Source organism: Thalassospira sp. CH_XMU1448-2 (assembly GCF_037027285.1).
GTDB classification, from domain to species: Bacteria; Pseudomonadota; Alphaproteobacteria; order Rhodospirillales; family Thalassospiraceae; genus Thalassospira; species Thalassospira profundimaris_C.
This window is the reverse complement of the sequence record NZ_JAYMEA010000003.1, coordinates 343,763-357,611: the sequence shown is the minus strand read 5'-3', so window position 1 is coordinate 357,611 and position 13,849 is coordinate 343,763. Positions and strand designations below refer to the sequence as shown.

Annotated in this window: 17 protein-coding genes; 10 read left to right on the top strand and 7 right to left on the bottom strand. The window is 53.8% G+C overall.

Translation table 11 applies throughout. The features are described 5' to 3' along the window. Window positions 1–9 precede the first annotated feature (9 nt). The 3 genes from WA318_RS14190 to WA318_RS14180 are packed head-to-tail and all read right to left on the bottom strand — an operon-like array spanning window position 10 to window position 1,963. Entirely contained in the window at window positions 10–471 is a 462-nt protein-coding gene (locus WA318_RS14190) for a hypothetical protein (protein WP_114098480.1), read from the bottom strand. 2 nt (window positions 472–473) lie between these two features. After that, window positions 474–821, bottom strand: a complete 348-nt coding sequence (locus WA318_RS14185; RefSeq protein WP_114098481.1) for a rod-binding protein — start codon at window positions 819–821, stop codon at window positions 474–476. Next, window positions 821–1,963 carry a flagellar basal body P-ring protein FlgI gene (locus WA318_RS14180; RefSeq protein WP_336082113.1) on the bottom strand — a complete coding sequence of 381 codons (1,143 nt, stop codon included), beginning with the start codon at window positions 1,961–1,963 and terminating at the stop codon, window positions 821–823. The genes WA318_RS14185 and WA318_RS14180 overlap by 1 nt, the downstream gene beginning before the upstream one ends. 379 nt (window positions 1,964–2,342) lie before the next feature. Between WA318_RS14180 and WA318_RS14175 the strand changes: the two genes are divergently transcribed. After that, window positions 2,343–2,786 (top strand): flagellar assembly protein FliX, encoded by a 444-nt coding sequence (locus WA318_RS14175; protein ID WP_114098484.1) that lies wholly within the window; start codon window positions 2,343–2,345, stop codon window positions 2,784–2,786. 149 nt (window positions 2,787–2,935) lie between these two features. After that, entirely contained in the window at window positions 2,936–3,352 is a 417-nt protein-coding gene (gene dksA, locus WA318_RS14170; protein ID WP_008890403.1) for an RNA polymerase-binding protein DksA, read from the top strand. A gap of 248 nt (window positions 3,353–3,600) precedes the next feature. Here the strand turns inward: dksA and flgH are convergent, their stop codons facing one another. From flgH to WA318_RS14150, 4 genes are all read right to left on the bottom strand, one after another. Continuing rightward, a complete protein-coding gene (flgH, locus tag WA318_RS14165) occupies window positions 3,601–4,374 on the bottom strand; it encodes a flagellar basal body L-ring protein FlgH (protein WP_336082104.1) in 774 nt (257 codons plus the stop codon). Between the two features lie 116 nt (window positions 4,375–4,490). Continuing rightward, window positions 4,491–5,486 (bottom strand): flagellar basal body P-ring formation chaperone FlgA, encoded by a 996-nt coding sequence (gene flgA, locus WA318_RS14160; RefSeq protein ID WP_336082102.1) that lies wholly within the window; start codon window positions 5,484–5,486, stop codon window positions 4,491–4,493. A 111-nt stretch (window positions 5,487–5,597) separates the two neighbouring features. Continuing rightward, complete coding sequence (gene flgG / locus WA318_RS14155) at window positions 5,598–6,383, bottom strand: flagellar basal-body rod protein FlgG (RefSeq protein WP_114098487.1); 786 nt, start codon at window positions 6,381–6,383, stop codon at window positions 5,598–5,600. A gap of 66 nt (window positions 6,384–6,449) precedes the next feature. Further along, a complete protein-coding gene (locus WA318_RS14150) occupies window positions 6,450–7,217 on the bottom strand; it encodes a flagellar hook-basal body complex protein (protein ID WP_114098667.1) in 768 nt (255 codons plus the stop codon). Between the two features lie 425 nt (window positions 7,218–7,642). Here WA318_RS14150 and WA318_RS14145 point away from each other — a divergent pair, with 425 nt between their 5' ends. The 8 genes from WA318_RS14145 to WA318_RS14110 all read left to right on the top strand — a co-directional run bounded on the left by WA318_RS14145 (window position 7,643) and on the right by WA318_RS14110 (window position 13,849). Continuing rightward, the gene (locus WA318_RS14145; protein ID WP_114098489.1) at window positions 7,643–8,179 is read left to right on the top strand and encodes a flagellar basal body-associated FliL family protein; all 537 of its coding nucleotides are present in this window, start codon (window positions 7,643–7,645) and stop codon (window positions 8,177–8,179) included. A 42-nt stretch (window positions 8,180–8,221) separates the two neighbouring features. Beyond that, window positions 8,222–9,364 (top strand): flagellar motor switch protein FliM, encoded by a 1,143-nt coding sequence (fliM, locus tag WA318_RS14140; protein WP_114098490.1) that lies wholly within the window; start codon window positions 8,222–8,224, stop codon window positions 9,362–9,364. Further along, window positions 9,364–10,062 carry a DUF6468 domain-containing protein gene (locus WA318_RS14135; protein ID WP_336082096.1) on the top strand — a complete coding sequence of 233 codons (699 nt, stop codon included), beginning with the start codon at window positions 9,364–9,366 and terminating at the stop codon, window positions 10,060–10,062. The genes fliM and WA318_RS14135 overlap by 1 nt, the downstream gene beginning before the upstream one ends. 148 nt (window positions 10,063–10,210) lie before the next feature. Then, the gene (locus WA318_RS14130; RefSeq protein WP_114098492.1) at window positions 10,211–10,948 is read left to right on the top strand and encodes a MotE family protein; all 738 of its coding nucleotides are present in this window, start codon (window positions 10,211–10,213) and stop codon (window positions 10,946–10,948) included. Between the two features lie 216 nt (window positions 10,949–11,164). Then, entirely contained in the window at window positions 11,165–11,551 is a 387-nt protein-coding gene (locus WA318_RS14125) for a response regulator (protein WP_114098493.1), read from the top strand. A 35-nt stretch (window positions 11,552–11,586) separates the two neighbouring features. Then, window positions 11,587–12,228 carry a protein phosphatase CheZ gene (locus WA318_RS14120; RefSeq protein ID WP_114098494.1) on the top strand — a complete coding sequence of 214 codons (642 nt, stop codon included), beginning with the start codon at window positions 11,587–11,589 and terminating at the stop codon, window positions 12,226–12,228. 11 nt (window positions 12,229–12,239) lie between these two features. Next, window positions 12,240–13,124 carry a hypothetical protein gene (locus tag WA318_RS14115; protein WP_336082091.1) on the top strand — a complete coding sequence of 295 codons (885 nt, stop codon included), beginning with the start codon at window positions 12,240–12,242 and terminating at the stop codon, window positions 13,122–13,124. Then, window positions 13,124–13,849, top strand: a complete 726-nt coding sequence (locus WA318_RS14110) for an OmpA/MotB family protein (RefSeq protein ID WP_114098496.1) — start codon at window positions 13,124–13,126, stop codon at window positions 13,847–13,849. Before WA318_RS14115 ends, WA318_RS14110 begins: the two co-directional genes overlap by 1 nt.

Genomic DNA, 13,849 nt, shown 5'->3' with positions numbered 1-13,849 from the left:
CCTTTACCCCTAGAGCGTTTCATTGACGCTAAACGCGCCGCCGGATTTGTTCATCGTACGACCATAGCCGCCAAGGGTTGCCTTGCTGGTTTTGGCCGAGCGGTTATAGGTGGTGCAATCTTCCTTGGCCTTGTCATTGACAGCACGGACGATCGCCTGAACCATGCGTTCATTGGTTGCCTTGGCTGCCTGAAGGGCCGTCATGTTGCGACGCGCAGTTTCCTGGAATTCGGCCTGGAGTTCACGCAATTCGGCACGGTCTTCTTCGGGCATGGCGCGCAATTCATCGCCGCGGCTGCGCAATTTCACAACCAGCTGCTCATACTGCATCGACAGGGCAGATTTTTCCGAGATGAACTGTTCGTACTCGCCATGCGACAGGGTGCGCAGGTCGGTCGTTTCACGTTCCAGCAGGGACATGAGGTCGTAAGTGACACTTTTCAGTTCAGTAACCAACTCTTGGGTGGTCATTTTTACCCCTCCTGGATTTTGAGGATTTCGCGTGTGACAGCATCTGCAATTCCGATGCCACCTGCGCGGGTCATTTCTTTGGCATATTCATCAACCAGCATGGAGCGCATCATCGTTTCGCCATGACCACCGCCAAACAACTCGTTGGTTTCGATCCCGGAAAACATGTGGCTCAGCATCTGGCCAAGAAACATGGATTCAAATTCTTTGCCGGCCTCGCGGGCTTCGGCTTCGGTTTTGATGTGACCGTCCGTAAGCGAGCTCATCTTGGCAGCCATATTGTTCTGGGCGCCATATTGTGCGCTGGCTTGCGCCTGTGCCATCAGGGCTGTTGAGCTGTCGGTCTGCATTACATCACCTCGATTTCGGCTTGAAGCGCGCCGGACGTTTTGATCGCCTGAAGAATGGTGATCATGTCGCGTGGTCCAACGCCAAGGCTGTTAAGGCCATTCACCAGTTCCTGAAGGCTTACGCCGCCATCCATGATGCCAAGCTGATTGTCCTGGTCTTCATCAACTTCCACATTGGTCCGGTCCACTGTTTGGGTCGTGCCGGTCTGCGAGAAGGGCGAAGGTTGGGAGACCTGTTGGCTTTCAGTTACGCGGATGGTCAGGTTGCCCTGGGCAATTGCGACCCGGTTGATCCGGACATTTTCACCCATGACAATGGTTCCGGTATTCTCGTCGATCACAACGCGTGCAATCTGGTCGGGTTCAACGCGCAACTGTTCAATATCGGTTAAAAGGGAGACAACATTCTGATTGTAACGGTCCGGAATGTTTAGGCGAACCGTACCGGGATCACTCGGACGTGCTGCAACTTCGCCAAGATAGGCATTAATTGCTTCCGAGACACGACGAGCGGTGGTGAAATCCGGGTTGCGCAGCACAACAGACATGTCCTGCATCGAGTTCAGGTTAAAATCGATCTCGCGTTCAACAATGCCGCCATTGGCAATACGTGCGGAGGTCGGGACACCTTTGACAATGGTTTCGGCAGCGCCACCGGCAGAAAATCCGCCAACGGCAAGGTTGCCCTGGGCAACAGCATAAACTTCGCCGTCTGCGCCGACCATCGGGGTGACAAGAAGGGTGCCGCCCTGAAGGCTTTTAGCAGTACCAATGGCGCTGATGCTGACATCAATACGGGCCCCCTGACGGGAAAATGGTGGCAGGGTCGAGGTGACCATGACTGCTGCAATATTGTCAGACTCCAGATCTTCAATCTGGTCGCGGACGTTGATGCCAAGGCGTTCAAGCATGGCAACCAGACTCTGGCGGGTAAAGTCCGCGTCGCCAAGATCATCGCCAGTACCATTCAAACCAACCACAAGACCGTAACCGACCAGCATGTTGTCACGCACGCCTTCGAAGTCGGCGATATCCTTGATGCGTGACTGTGCATGTGCCGGGGCAAGCTGCGTCAGGGCGAGCATAGCCAGTGCGACTGCGACTGTCGCTTTGCGCGCTGATTTGCCAAGACCTGTGATCATATTCTCAATTCCGCTTTGACATGGGATGCATGGGCATCCGGCAAATGGTGCGATAGAAGACGTTAATCGCGTTTGTCATATGGTTTGCGAAAATCATGCCAAGTCAGGCTTTCCGGGGCTTCTTGCGAAAGACGCCAAGGATTCCGCGAAAATGTGCCATCAAATTCAGATATGGGGCCGCTTCACACATATCGGTGCCGTCTACCCGGCATTTTTTTCCCGTTGCGCGGTTTCTGCGATTGAGGGAGACTCTTATATCGTAATCGACGCATGATTCAGTTCGGCGAACGGATTGGCATTGGTGGCCATGGGCCATATCTGACAGCTCATCCGTTGCGGATTGCGCAATGATCGTATCATAACGAGACGGAAACAGGTCATGAAGGTTAGCGGTTCCAAGGCAACCGGGACGAGCGGAACATCACGTAAGAAGGCATCTGGCGCATCAGGCGGCAGCGGCTTTGCAGATACCATGCGTTCGCTTGACGGTTCGGGGGATGCTGGCGGTTCGGTTGGCGTTCATAGTACGGGAAGTGTCAGTGCGCTTGATGCGTTATTGGCCTTGCAGCAAAGCGGAGACGCGCTCGACTCTCCGCGCAAGGCTGCTGTTTTGCGGGCCAAAAGCCTGCTTGAACAGCTTGAGTCCATTCGTGACGGCTTGCTGAGCGGGGCTCTGTCTGGGGCACGCCTGCAACAGCTTGTCGGCTTGATGGATCAGCAGCGCGAAACGATTGACGATCCCAAGCTTTCGGCGGTTCTTGACGAGATTGACCTGCGTGCCCGAATAGAGCTGGCGAAACTTGAGGTTTCCGGCCTGATCTAGCTTTTTAATTTGCGGTATTTGAGGGTGAAAGCCGCAGGTTTCTGCCCGTTTCAGGGTAAATCAAGATTTATTTGTTCAATCGGCTTGCACCACCCGCTGGCTCCCTCTATATTGCCGCGCGATCGATGAGTCCTGTATAGAGGGCATACATGACTATCACATTACCACCTGACTATCGTCCTGCTGAGGACGAAGAGTTCATGAACCCGCGTCAGCGGGAATATTTCCGGCAGAAACTTCTGACCTGGCGGGCAGAACTTCTGCACGAATCTTCGGAAACATTAGCGAACCTGCAAGATGGCGGGCTTCAAGAACCTGACCTGACCGACCGCGCGTCGGCGGAAACGGACAGGGCGCTTGAGCTTCGTACTCGTGACAGGGCGCGCAAGCTTATTTCAAAAATTGATGCTGCTTTGCGTCGAATTGAAGACGGATCATATGGTTACTGCGAAGAAACCGACGAGCCGATCAGCTTGAAAAGACTTGAAGCTCGTCCAATTGCGACCCTGAGCATCGAAGCCCAGGAACGCCATGAACGGATGGAGCGCACACGTCGCGACGATTGATCGCGCCGGGTGACAAAATCAGGAGCCGCAAAGTCGGCCCGTGCCATGCAACGATGTGGCCTTGTGGGAGATTACTGGTTAGGGATAACCAAATTCAAAAGCCCGGTCATATGACCGGGCTTTTCCCGTTTATACTGGGGTTCTAAAGAAAAAGACCGTCCGGAGACGGTCTTTTGTCAGGTTTACTGTGTGATGATCTGTCTGACAGGAACCCGGGCAACGGATCAGGATCAGATCACAGCAACTCCCTAGAATGGCAGAATGATATCAAGAACTTCACTGCCATAGCGTGGTTGCTGGACATCGGAAATCGTGCCGCGTCCGCCGTAGGAAATGCGTGCTTCTGCAATCTTGTCATATCCGACTTCATTGGCGGAAGTAATGTCGGCAGCGCGAATAACGCCAGCGATCTGAACTTCGCGGACCTCGCTGTTTACACGAATTTCCTGACGGCCATGGATGACGTAATTGCCGTTCGGCAGAACTTGAATCACGATGGCGGCAACACGCAGATTGATTGCCTCGGTACGATCCAAAGATCCAGCGCCACGGTTGGACGTTTTGCTGTCCATATCGAACATTGAACTGGGATTGATCGCTTCTGGCAACACCTTGGTGAATTCTGCTTCAAGGCCGAACAGGTTCGGGACCGCTAGATCCTCGGAATTTGTGCGAGAACGCGTCGTGGTATTGGCAAGGGCTGCGCTGTCAGACATATTGACAACAACGGTCAGAATATCACCGACCTGATTGGCACGCTGATCCTTGAAGAAGGATCGTGCACCCGCACGCCACAACGAGTTCGGGTTGCTTTCGGCAACTTGCGGTGCCGGCATCGGCAGGCTGACAGGATGATAGTTTTCCGACTGGGTCGGATTGTCGATCGACGACAATTTTGGCGGTTCGCCGACTTCGGAAAGACGTTTCATCGCGTTGCAGCCTGAAAGCAGTGCCGTGGCACCAATCAGTCCGCTGACAAGCGCGATACGCCGCCATGAAATCTGTGTGTTTTTACCGGGCATGAATTCCTCCTGGGTTCCTGCCGGTATCTACGCAAGGATCATGCCAGTTGTAGCAGGGAAGTCCGGGAAAAGCTTGCCGGGTGCGAAATGTGTCGTATCGGGCTTGAGGCTACGGGTTATTGTGACATTGCAGGCAGGGCCCGGACTTCATTTTCGGCAACGACTTCAACCTGAATGGTCTTGTTGCTGGTTTGATTGACGACACGGATGATGTCGCCCTTGGATCCGTTTTCAAGGGCCTTGCCGCGTGCGGTTAGCGACATATTGGCGGTGACAAGTCGAACGGTTACCAATGCGCCACGTCGAACGAGAATTGGATTGGTCAGGTCACGGAACAGCAACGGTTCGTTTGGGGTGCCTGCTCGGACAACTTCCTTTCCGATGACGTCATTGATGTCCTGAATAGCGCCGTTCGGCACTCGTTCTGTTCGGAAATCACGATATTCAACCTGGTCAGGACGAATGATTTGCCCCCGGGCAACCGGTTCAACCAGAACTGGAACGGTTGAAAGCGGGTAATATTTGCCGCTGATGCGATATGTGCGTTGTTGTGCAGTTTGTGCGCCGGTTGTCACGCTGGCGACAAAACGCTGGGTTCGGGAATTGAGTTCGACCGAACTGACGGTGACATCACTGCGAGCATCAACGGGCAAATGGATCTGGAAGTTCTCGCTCGAAAGGTCAATCGTGAAAGGGCGTTTTATCCCGTAATCAACAAGGGCAACTTCAACAGCGTCGCGAATTTCTTCGATCGTGATGATCTGGCTTGCCCGGGTGATCAGAACCTGATCGGCCGTGGTGCGGGGGCGCCAGTTAATTTTGTGCCGCTGGGCAATGCCATAAAGCCAGCGGTAATCAAGAACGGCCTGTTTGCCGGGCTGCGGTGCGTGGGCAACGGCAATATCTGCCTGTTGCGGGTCGATGCCAGAAAAAATATCCCCAAGCGTCACATATTGCCCTTCGATCAGCGCATCAGGTTTCAGCAGGATGTTTTCGTCAACCTGTTGGCTGGTGCGCGAACTGCTGTTCCTTGTGGACTGCGCAAAGGCATCCCCGGTCGAAAGGGCAAAGGACAAGATCGCGAACGAGAGGATTAATTTCTTTATCTTCATGCGCCTACTATACCACGGAACGGTATACATCGCGTAAATACAGTTCGCAAAAGTCCGCGATCTTTCAGACCGCGACTTGTGCAAGCGAATAACTGTATTCAGAACGCCGGATTAACGCAGATTGCTGACTGCGCTCATCATTTCGTCGGTGGTCGAAATCGACTTGGAGTTCATCTCATAGGCACGCTGTGCCTTGATCAGGTTGGTGATTTCCTGAACCACGTTGACGTTCGAGGATTCCAGATAGCCCTGCTGGACCGTGCCATAACCGACATCACCCGGTGCGCCGGTATTCGCCTGACCCGAGGCCTCCGTTTCAAGGTAAAGGTTATCACCAAGAGCATCAAGGCCGGCCGGGTTGATAAAGGTTGCGAGCTGAATTTGTCCCAGATTGGAAAGGGCAACCTGACCATCGATTTCGGCATAGACCTCGCCGTTGGTGTTGATGGTGACCGACGTTGCGTTGTTCGGAACGGTAATGCCCGGCTGAACGGCAAAGCCGTCCTTGGTGACAAGCGCCCCGTTGGCATCAAGTTTCAGCGTGCCATCGCGGGTATAGGCGGTTTCACCGCTCGGCAGGTCAATCTGAAGATAGCCGCGGCCCTGAATGGCGATATCAAGTTCGTTCTCGGTCAGGGTAAGTGTGCCTTGCCCCATATAACGGCCAATTGCGGCGGTTTTGACACCCAGACCAACCTGGACCCCGGTCGGGACAATCGTTCCGGTATCAGATGATGGCGAGCCGGCACGACGCAGATCCTGATAAAGAAGGTCCTGAAATTCCGCGCGCTGGCGCTTGTAGCCGGTCGTCGTCATGTTGGCGATGTTGTGCGATGTAACGTCCACGTTGGTGGACTGGGCCTGCATCCCCAAAGCGCCGATATCAAGTGACCGCATCTGTCTTCTCCTTCGATTGCGCAAGTTTTGCGCCAAATTTCTGTGGTACGGGTGTCAGCGGCCAAATCAGGCGCGAACATCCCCGAGTTTGCTGATCATGTTGCGCATCCGCTCGTTCTCGCTTTCCAAAGAGCGGGTGACGGATTGATATGTTCGCAAGACGTCGATCATCTGTGTCATGGCGCTGATCGGGTTGACGTTGGATTTTTCAAGGGCTCCCTGAACAATGCCGGGGTTTTCAACTTGCTGAACGGCAATTTCCTCGTCATCCCCAGCTTGCTCGTTGGGCGCCCGATAAAGCGTATTACCAGTCACGATCATGCGCTGAACATTATCAACCGTGATGACCTGCAATTTGCCAATCTGGCCAATGTCAGTAGAAACGGTCCCGTCACCCTTGATTTCAATCTGCCCATCGGCCTGATTGAAAAACATAGGCTGACCAGCGTCGCTCAGGACCGGGTAACCGTCATTGGTGATGAGCTGTCCGCCGGGGTCGAGCGTGAAATTACCGTTGCGGGTATACTGGACGCCGGTTGGCGTCTCGACGGCAAAGAACATGTCGGGCTGACTTAGTGCAACGTCGAGCGGCCTGTCGGTATGCTCAATGTTGCCGACCGTCGTGTTGCGATACTGGGAAATATCCTGAACAAGGGAAATCTCGCGCTCGCCGCGGAACGGGGCGTCCTTGTTCTTCGCGATCCAGTCGGTGAACATCATCCGCTCTTCTTTGTACCCGGTCGTGTTCATGTTCGCCAGGTTCTGCGAAATGTTGTTCATCATGCTGCGAAGCGTCTTCTGACGGGACAGCGCGATATATGAAATATTTTCCATGGTCAGTTTCCCGGTTGGGGCAATGATTTGCCAACACAAATGCGAAAGCCATGCCAGAACATTCAAGACATTGAAAATAAACAAAAAATTTCGTGTTCGGCATTTGTTGCCGGGGTGTCTAACGTGGGGATTGGCAGAAACTGCCGCGACGTAAGCCATTCAAATGGACAAAGTTTTCCGGGTCGGATTTTTCGAGGGGTCGGAGGAATGTCGTAAAATGCAGCAGGGCTATTTCTGCCAGGTCGAGGATCGCTTTGATCTTGTGGGGGAATTTCGTTTCAAGTCTTGGTGGTTGAATGGTCTGAAGGTACGTAAGCTGTCGGAAACGAAACGGATTTTTAACGTGATAGCGTTATGGCTGTTAATCCGGCACAGTGTTTGCTGGAGATGACGACATAATTTCAAGCGCGGGAATTGGCGAAGCTATGGGCGACGATGTCGACGAAATCGAAATGGACGAAGGTGGCGGCGGTCGCAGCAAAAAAATGCTGATCGTGGTCGTGCTGCTTGTGCTGCTACTGCTTGGCGGAGCGGCCGCGGCCTATTTCACCGGATTGCTTCAGCCGGTAATTGACATGCTGACCGGCGGTGATGGCCAGCAAACCGAAGAAGTGATTTCCGAAGATGCGATTGAGCAGGCACCAGGTGTGCCTGAGAATGTCGGGTTCGTGGATTTGCCGGAAATTCTGGTCAATCTGAATACCGGTGCAGGCAAGCAAAGCTATCTTAAAATTCGTGTCAGTCTGGAAGTGGCCGATCAGTCAATGTTGCCGCAGGTCGAACAGATGATGCCGCGTATTATTGACAACTTTCAGGTTTATCTTCGTGAATTGCGTCCGGAAGACCTTTCCGGTTCCGAAGGCATGTTCCGACTGCGTGAAGAATTGCTGATCCGGGTCAGTGCCGCGGCCAAGCCTGCAAAAATTAACGACGTTCTGTTCAAGGAAATGCTGGTACAATAAACTTGTAGCGGCCCGAATGCCAAAATCAGGAAGCAATCGCTGATGGCTGATGAAGACGATGATGATGCACTCGCTGCCGAATGGGAAGCCATGGCGGGTGGAGATGACGAAGGTGGAGACGACGGCGGCGAGGATATGGCCGCCGAATGGGAATCCATGCTCGGCGACGATGACGGCGATGACGGTGGCGATGATATGGCCGCCGAAATGGGCGGTGGTTCGGCACGCGTTCTGAACCAGGACGAAATCGACAGTCTTCTGGGCTTTGATGACGGTTCCGGCGCTGGCGACCAGTCCGGTATTCAGGCAATCATCAACTCGTCGATGGTTGCCTATGAACGTCTGCCGATGCTTGAGGTCGTGTTCGACCGCCTTGTCCGCATGATGTCGACATCTTTGCGTAACTTCACGTCCGATAACGTTGAAGTGTCGCTCGATAACATTCTGTCGCTGCGTTTCGGTGATTATCTGAACTCGATCCCGCTACCGGCGATGCTGGGTGTTTTCAAGGCCGAGGAATGGGATAACTATGGCTTGCTCACCGTTGACTCAGCCCTGATCTATTCCATCGTCGACGTTTTGCTGGGCGGGCGTCGTGGTACGGCGGCCATGCGTATTGAAGGTCGTCCCTATACGACGATTGAACGTAACCTTGTCGAACGTATGATCCATGTGGTGCTTGGCGACCTTTCGGCTGCGTTTGATCCGCTAAGCCCGGTAACTTTCCGGTTCGAACGTCTTGAAACGAACCCGCGTTTTGCAACCATTGCCCGTCACGCCAATGCGGCGATTGTGGCCAAGTTGCGCATTGATATGGAAGACCGCGGTGGCCGGCTTGAGCTGCTGATTCCCTATGCGACGCTGGAGCCGGTTCGTGAACTTCTGCTTCAGATGTTCATGGGGGAAAAGTTTGGTCGTGACTCTATTTGGGAAAACCACCTCGCAAACGAACTGTGGCAAACCCATGTTAACCTGTTAGCAGTCCTTGATGAACAGGTGATGGCGCTGGGCGATGTGCTCAATCTGGAAGTTGGCAACCGTCTGGTTCTGAATACCAGTCCGACTTCACCTGTCGAGGTCCGCTGCGGCGATGTTCCGTTGTTCAAGGGCATGATGGGACGCAAGGGTGACCGGATCGCCATTCAGGTGCGTGATCGCGCGCGCATAAACGAGGAAGAGAAGTGATGGACTTCGCGTTCTATCTTGATCTTGTGATGATCGTGCTGCTGGTTGTGACGATTGTCTATGCCATCATTCTGAATCGCAAGCTCGCCGCATTCCGGCGCAGCCGGGAAGACATGCAGAACTTCCTGACAGCGTTCAATGCGGCCAATGAACGGGCGGAAACCTCGATCATGGCTCTCAAGGACATGGCCGAACAGTCAGGCGAAAAACTGCGCGAAAACATCGAAAAGGCCAGTGGCCTTAACGAAGACCTGAGCTTTATGGTCGATCGCGGTGAAAGCATCGCAAACCGTCTCGAAAAGGCTGCCAGTGATGTGAATGCTGTGCGCCGTTCGGGGGCGTCTGGTGCCGGGCAGGTGGCGGGCGGTGCTGACAGTGCGCCTGTGCGTTCGGGCAAGGGCAGCGGTGCAGGACTTGGAAGTATGATGGGCGGCGGCAAGGATCGCCACGATGTTATTGATGACCGGGACCGCCTCGGTGTGGAAACCCGTGCCGAAGAACTGGCTGCGCGCATGGTGGGCGAATTCGAGCGCGGCGGAAACGCGATGAGTGATCGTGACCGCGATGATGTGTCTCTTGGGGGATCATCTGCCGGATATGGTGATGCTGGTGGTGCAGACCCGTACGATCAGGACGAAGATGCCGGTCGCTCAGAGGCAGAGCGCGAATTGCTCGCGGCTTTGCGGTCCGTACGCTAGATTTGAAATTTGTTCGGGCTTCCGGTCCGGACTTGAGATCATGACATTTCTTTATATCTAAAGAGTGATCCGTCATTCTGATGGAATTAAAGATAATTGAAGCGTGAAGGAGCATGGGCACAAGATGCCTCATTGCTTAGGTGAATAGATGTCTGGTGTGCGTATCTTGCCATTGGTTGTTCTGGTTGGACTGATGGTATTGTCAATGCGGGTGGTGAACCTGTTTTCGGGAGGGGATGATGTCGTTGCGACGTCTGAGTCCCAGCCGACAGGTGTAAGCATGGTCCAGATGGCCCAGGCGCAGGCTCCTGCACCGGCAAGCGCACCTGCAGGACAGGATGCAGCTTCTCAGGCTGCGGGCCCCGGCCTTGATGATCCGGCGGCGATGACGATGGAAGGTACCCCGCTTGAGGGGGAGGCGAGCGCAAGTGATATTGCGCCGACCCTTGGCGGTGATCCGACCCTGTTTACCCAGGAAGAAATCGACCTTCTTCAGAACCTTTCGGTGCGCCGTGGCGAGCTTGATCGCAAGGAACAGCGCCTTGACGAACGCGAGAGCCTGATTGCGGCAGCCGAAGCCCGGATTGATGCCAAGATCGAAGAAATGAAATCCTTGAAAACGGCCATCGAAGGATTGGTCGAAACCAAGGAAGCCCAGGAAGATGACCGGATCAAGAAACTGATCAGCGTTTATGAGAAAATGAAACCGAAAGACGCTGCGCGGATTTGGAACGATCTGGATATGGATATCCTGTTGCAAGTGGCGCTGGGGATGCGCGAGGCCAATACTGCTGCTGTTCTGTCGCAAATGACGCCGGAACGTGCGCGGGCATTGACAGCTGAACTGGCATATAAGCAAGATATAAACATGCTGCCATTGCAATAGGGGTTACAAAAATAGGTTGGTTTCGATTTTCGTGCCTTTAAATAGAAAAACGGCCAATTTTTCGAGAATAGTCAATGTGATGGAATGATTTGATCTCTGGTTAAAAACCTTGATTAACCAATATTAAATATGTACATCACGATTATTAGGGGCCTTGTCTGTGTGCGTTGAAATATGCAGCAAGGGTGAGAGATCAGATAGCTGATGGAGTTGTGAATGGCCGTCGATCCGAATATGCCGATCCTGATTGTGGATGATTACAAAACCATGTTGCGTATCATCCGTAACCTTCTGCGGCAGCTCAACTTTACGAATATTGAAGAAGCGACAGATGGTAGCATGGCGCTTCGTAAACTGCGTGAAGCTCCGTTCAGTCTTGTGATTTCCGACTGGAACATGGAGCCGATGACCGGTCTTCAGCTTCTCAAAGAAGTCCGTGCAGATGCCAAGTTGAAGGACCTCCCCTTCATCATGATTACCGCCGAAGCCAAGACCGAAAACGTCGTGATGGCGAAAAAGGCCGGTGTCTCCAATTACATCGTGAAGCCGTTCAACGCCGAGACGTTGAAGGGCAAGATGAAAACGGTTATTGGCGATTTCTGATCAGGAGCGCGGGGCCTGCGTCCCGCGATACCGCTATGTCCAAAGCGTCCAAGGACGAACTCCGGAAGCTGCTTAATGACCTTCGAGCACGCCTTGATGGTGATGACCTGAAGGTTGAGCAGCTGTCTGATCTGATGGATCAGCTTTCCCGTTTCATGGGGGACGCGCCGTCTGACGATCAGAAACGCCTGTTTGGTGAACTTGATGAATTGTCCGGCATCATCCGCAAGATGAAGTCGGAGATTGCATCGCTTCGTCCGGACGATATCAAGGCCGAATATATCCCCAATGCCACCGATGAGCTTGATGCCATTGTGGATGCGACGGCCGGGGCAACCCACGAGATCCTTGACGCCATGGATGTGCTCGAAGAATTCGCATCGACCTTGCCCCCTGAACAGGGCAAGATTGTCACCGATGCGACCATGCGGGTTTATGAAGCCTGTAATTTTCAGGATATCACCGGGCAGCGCACCACCAAGGTGATCAAGGCCCTGAAATCCATCGAGGAACGCGTCGAGGGACTGGTCACCGCATTCGGCGACGAAATCGCCAAATACGCTGCCGCAAATCCAAAGCAGAAAAAAGAACCGGAAGGCGAGGAAGCTTTGCTCAACGGGCCTCAGCTTGAGGGTAAAGGCGTTTCGCAGGCTGACATCGACGCGATGTTCAATTAAGTGGCGTTGACATGGCGGAGATAGAGGACGACGGACCCACACCACCATCCCCCCCTGCCAACGGGGCTGTGGCGCTGTTTTTGGCTCTTTATCTTCTGCTGCTGGCGTTCTTTATTCTGCTCAATACCATTTCGACCTTTGAAGAGGTCAAAACGCGCGAAGTGCAGGAAAGCCTTTCCTCCGCTTTTGCCGCCATTCTGCCGCCAACAACCAGTTTGCAAACCGTGACCTCGATTGAGGGCCCGGTGGTTGCGGCAGAAGACATGCAGGAAAAGCTTGGTCAGTTGTTTGAGACCGCCATCAAGGTTGTCCGGGTCGAAGTCATTCAGCCCGGAAAGCTGATGGAAATCATCATGCATGTTGATCAGTTGTTTGATCCCAACTCCATCCTTATCAGGGAACGGCAGGCAAGCTTCATGAAGCAGCTCGCATCTGTCCTTGCCGATGATGAGGGCTATGCGTCCTATGAGATGGAAATGGTGATGGGCAGCCAGATTGAATCAAAAGGCGTGATCGAGATCGAGAACAATCTCCAGATCGCACGTGCCGGTTCCTTTGCACGAGAACTGATTGATGCAGGCGCGCCGGAAAATCATCTTTATGTCGGTATTGATCCGGGCGCGGATCCGTTTATCGCGACTTTCCGGTTTTTCTGGGATTTTGGCCCCAAAGAGCCACCAGCTCCGATTGAGAAAACCGGTGCGACCGGCACTGGTCAGAATGGCACCTCTACCAATGGCGGTACTGGTGCGGGGACAGGTGGGAACGGGGCGGCAAACGGGGCGCCTAGCCAGATGCTGATCCCGCCTAAAATGGCTATTCCGCTGCCGGGGGGCAATCAGCCCGCGGTGAACCAGCCCATTCCGCTTGGACCGCAGGCCGGAGGAGGTGGCTGATGAGTGATGAAGTCAAAAAAGACAACGGCCCAAGTGGCCCGCCGGTCTGGATGCTCAGCCTTGCCGATCTGATTTCGCTGTTGCTGACTTTCTTCGTGATGCTGTTTGCGATGTCCAAGGTCAAGATTGACCGCTGGGACGAGGTTGTTGATGCGCTGTCGCAAAGCATCAAGCCCGCTCCCAAGGAAGAAAATGACGAGCCGATGGCAAGTCTGAACATTCCGCGCGTTTATCGCAAACCGGCGATGAACCTAGATTATCTGAGTGCTGTGATTGACGACGCCATTGATGACAACCCGGTTCTCGGTGACGCCAAGATGTCGCGTGATGCCGACAAGCTGGTGATTTCGCTTCCCGGTGATATCCTGTTTGTCGCTGGCAGCTCTGAAATGACGCCAAAGGCCAAGCAGGCCTTGTTCGTGTTGGGCGGGGTATTGCGCAATATCGGGAACCGTATTGGTGTTCAGGGTCATACCGATCCGCGACCACTTAGCGGGCGAGGCCAATATGCCTCGAACTGGGAGCTGTCTCTTGCCCGTGCCGGTGCTGTTGCCAACGAACTGAAAAAATCAGGCTACACAGATTACATAAATATTTACGGATTTGCGGCATCAAGATACGACCAGCTTCCCAAGCTGCTTGATGAGGAGGCGCGCTTTGCAATGGCACGCCGGGTTGACATCGTCATCGAGCCTCATGGTGGAAGCGGGATCGGAGGCACGTAA